Here is a 4,126-nt window from a genome sequence, read left to right on the forward strand (position 1 = left end):
ACCGACGTGCGTCCCGGCCAGCCGGTCACAATCGACGTTGACACCTTCCCGGGCGCCAGCGTGCACGGCCACGTCGACAGCCTCGCGCCGGCAAGCGGCCAGGAATTTGCGCTGCTGCCGCCCGACAACGCGACCGGCAATTTCACCAAGATCGTCCAGCGCATCCCGGTCAAGATCGTCCTGGACGCCGGTGACCCGCTGGCCAACCTGTTGCGCCCAGGCATGTCAGTCGAGCCGACAATCGATACGAGGGCGAGCGCCCAGGTTCAAACCGTAGCGAGGGCGCCATGACCGGAACCGTTGACCGTGCTGGCGAGCCGGCAGTCACGCTTAAGACCTGGATCACGGTCGGCGGCGCGCTGATCGGCGCCTTCATGGCGGTGCTCAACATCCAGATCACGAACGCCTCGCCTCCCTATATCGAAGGCGGCATCGGCACCGGCGGCGTATACGGCACGTGGATATCGACCGCCTATCTGATCGGCGAGATCATCGTCATCCCGCTCACTGACTTCCTCAGTCGGGTGTTCTCGCTACGGCGCTACCTGATCGTCAATGTGGCGCTGTTCCTGTTGTTCTCGGCGCTGTGCGGCCAGGCGAGCAGCCTCAGCGAGATGATCGTGCTGCGGGCGCTGCAGGGTTTCGCCGGCGGCGTCATGATCCCGCTCGCCTTCACCATCGTCATGACCATGCTGCCGCGCTCGAAGCACGCCCTCGGGCTCGCTGGCTTCGCGGTGACAGCGACCTTCGCGCCGGCGATCGGCCCGACCATTGGCGGCTATTTCACCGACAATTACGGGTGGCCCTGGATTTTCTACGTCAACCTGGTCCCCGGAGCGGTCATGCTCGCCGCACTCTGGTACGGCCTGCCGAAGTCGGCGATGCAGTTCGGCTTGTTGCGCGAGGGCGATTGGCCGGGTATCGCGCTGGTGGCCATTGGCCTCGCCGCCTTGCAGACCGTGCTCGACGACGGCAACGTCGATGATTGGTTCGGCTCGCCGTTCATTGTCAAATTGAGCCTCGTGGCGGCGGCGGCGCTCAGCGCTTTTGTCGTGCTCGAATTTCTGACACCGCGGCCGCTCGTCAATCTCCGGCTGCTCGGCCGGCGTAACTTTGGCCTTGGGACGTTGGGCAACTTCCTGCTTGGGTTCGCGCTCTACGCTTCGCCGAGTCTTTCATGATGCCTCCTTTCTGGAACGCCTCATGCGTTGGACGTGCGCGCGAAGGCGGTCGATTTGTTCGGGGGAAAGATCGATTTGCCACGGTTGCCCCTTGGCGAGTTGATGGCCGACAAGGAGTCCGCGAGCGAGATAATGGAAGATCGTATGTGGCCTGACCCCGAGCGCGATTGCGGCGCCCTGGACGGACCATCGGCCATCGGCCCAGCGTGGCGGGTTGGCATCGATTCCGTTGATCTTCACGGTCGGGATGCCCCACCGGTTGCGAAGAACCGAGACATTGCCTCCAGTGAAAGGGCCGCCGCGGGTGGTGAGGAAACCCTCCTGATTGAGGACTTTCGCGACTTCCTTGTCCATGGTTCCGTTGGCATTGAGGTCGGCGATCCGTCGCCGCAGGCCATCGAGATCGGCCGTGTCGCGATAGGCGCGAACCCGACGCAAAAGGGCGTGTTCGCTGGTTGCGCCGGTTTGCCATACGATCTTGAGCCAGACCCGCCCGGGCAACCGCGACTGGTCTATGATCACCTCGCGAATGACGAACCGCAAGATGCGCTTCCGGTCCATCGCAGTCGTCGTCGGGGCGCGCCAGATCTGCGGCAGGTTCTCGCCGAGCGCCTGCAGCGCGGCGCGGTCTTCGTCCTCGAGCGCAAGCGGCTCCTCTGCGCGCCAGCGCGCGTGCTCCTGATCGATCGCCTCGACGGCGCGCAGCTTCTCCTCCCAGGCGCGCTCGAGGGAGCGCGCCACGAGACGGTTCTCAGGCTCGACGGCGTCGTATTGGCGACGCGCCCGCTCCGCTTCGTAACGCGCGCGTTCGCGACGCAACGCCCATTGCCGCTCCAGTTGGCGGGTCTCCTCCTCCAATTGTCCAACAGCGGCCAGCGCGATCGCGATCTGGTCGGGGGCGAGCGCATCGAGAAGAGCGCCTTCCACCAAGGCGTCGATTGGCAGCGCCCGCACCTCCTGGCACGAAGCCGCGCTCCGCTGGTCGCGATCGACGCGGCAGCAGTAAACGGGGTAGTCCCCGTCCGGGCCGGTGTAGCGCAGGCTCATTCGCCGGCTGCAGCGCCCGCATATGGCCACGCCCTGGAGCAACGCCACGCCCTTGCGGGGCGCGCCGGGATGTCCCGCCTCGTATCGATTGGCGTTGTCGGCCAGTCGCCGCTGGTTGGCCATGTACTCCTCCCAGCTGATGTAACCCGGATGGGCGGCCCGGAGGCAAACCGGCCAGTCCTCGATCGCCACCTTGACGGTCGCCGGACCCGCGCCTGGCCGGCGACGGCTCGGCTCCGCTCGCCTGCGGCCATAGACATACGCCCCAGCATAGGCGGGATTCTGAAGAATGCTGCGAACCCGCGCGCAGTCAGCTTCCCGCCAGACGACGTCGTGCGGGCCCGGCCCGAGGAGAGGACGAACGGGCAGCGGCAGCCCGTGGGCGCGCAGGAAACGCATCACGGCTCGTGCGGTGTGCAATTCCCGGAACTTTGCGAAGACCAACTCGACGCGCGCCCTCACCTCCTCATCGGGGTTGAGAATGATCGCGCCCGTCCGATCAAGGGCGAGCCCAGCCGGAACGGGCAAACGGAGTTCGCCGCGCGCCGCCTTCTGGCGTTCGCCCTGATGCAGCCGCACGCGGATCTGATGCAGCTCCGCCTCGCTCATGATTCCGGAAAGCCCGAGCAGCAATCGATCGTGATAGACGCGGGGATCGTAAAGACGTTCGCCGTCGGCGATCAGAACGCCGAAGACGGAGCAGAGTTCGAGAAGTTGATGCCAGTCGCGGTTGTTGCGCGCCAAACGGGAGGCGTCGAGGCTGACGACGAGACCGGCGTTGCCCAGGCCGATCTCGGCGATCAGCTTCTGGAACCCATGCCGTTCGGCCCCGCCCGCGCCCGACTTTCCCAGATCCTCGTCAATGACGTGGATGCGCTCCGCCGGCCATCCCAGCGCGACCGCTCGGTCGACCAGACGGTATTGCAGTTCCGTACTTTCCTGGTGCTGCCGCACCTGACTTACTGACGACTGCCGCACATAGATATAGGCCAGCTTCGCCCGCTGGGCCGTCGTGACGCGCTCGTCATCGAAGGGCGCGGTCATCAGCATGGACGCCCTCCCCCCGTGAGCCGTCTTCCATTTGCCGATGACGACGCATGAGTTGCGCCATCGCCTGCGCGAGTTGAGTTCGCGCCTCCTCCGACAGGTTCGGCCACAGTCGGGGGCAGATGCTGGAAGGGCGGTTGGACGCAGGAAACGGACTCGACGGCGACAGAGACGCGACGCGACGCGGAAGGGCTTGAAGAGTCATCGCGAATCACCTCCTCGGCGAGTAGGGACAGCGTGGCCCTCAAATGGCGCGCCAATGCGGTGAGGGTGCGAACGCTGATCCGCGGCAGGTCGGCCGGCGATCGCTCAGCATCCGGCGCTTCCCGCGCCAGATCCGTCGAAGCTATCCGGATCGAACGGCGCCGCCCGTCCGGGAGCGCGACGACGACAAAGGCCGGACCCCGCCCCGACCGCTCCGGCAAGACCGTAAGCCTTTGACCAAAAAGCGAATGCTTCGGATCGATGACCGTGAGATCCCTCATCACCCGTTCGATGACTGAGGTATCCTGCGATCGTTGGCTCGAGGAAGGTGCTCACCGCACGCGGCGAGTGGCAGACCCCGATCCTGTTCGGCGTGCTGGATGATCGCTCCCGGCTTGCCTGTCACCTGCAGTGTGTCGCAGGCGAGCCGTAGGAATCTGGCAGGAAAAAGGAATCCAGATCCGGCTCAATCAGCTGTTTGACCACCATCTGCGCGATTCGATCGCCGACCGTGGGCACACCTAAGGACACCCGCCACATTAACTGCTTCGATTGGCGAGGTCTGATCGTGGGCGGATGGTGTAGTTCCATTCAGGATGGAACGCGTCGCCTGTGATGTCGAGAGCGTCCATCTCGGCGTCGGTGAC

2 protein-coding genes and 1 pseudogene are annotated in these 4,126 nt (G+C 65.2%); 2 read left to right on the forward strand and 1 reads right to left on the reverse strand.

Annotated features, from left to right (window positions below; all coding sequences use genetic code 11):
• A partial coding sequence (locus ACLP25_RS31480) for an HlyD family secretion protein (RefSeq protein WP_442473016.1) occupies positions 1–291 on the forward strand: 291 nt, incomplete at its 5' end.
• Positions 288–1,166, forward strand: a pseudogene (locus ACLP25_RS31485) (DHA2 family efflux MFS transporter permease subunit); the annotation flags it as partial. The gene ACLP25_RS31480 and the pseudogene ACLP25_RS31485, both read left to right, overlap by 4 nt.
• A gap of 9 nt (positions 1,167–1,175) precedes the next feature.
• Here ACLP25_RS31485 and ACLP25_RS31490 read toward each other — a convergent pair.
• Positions 1,176–3,278 carry a recombinase family protein gene (locus tag ACLP25_RS31490; protein WP_442473017.1) on the reverse strand — a complete coding sequence of 701 codons (2,103 nt, stop codon included), beginning with the start codon at positions 3,276–3,278 and terminating at the stop codon, positions 1,176–1,178.
• Positions 3,279–4,126 lie beyond the last annotated feature (848 nt).

Origin of the sequence: Roseiarcus sp. (assembly GCF_052145395.1) — a bacterium.
In the GTDB taxonomy this organism is placed as follows: Bacteria; Pseudomonadota; Alphaproteobacteria; order Rhizobiales; family Beijerinckiaceae; genus Roseiarcus.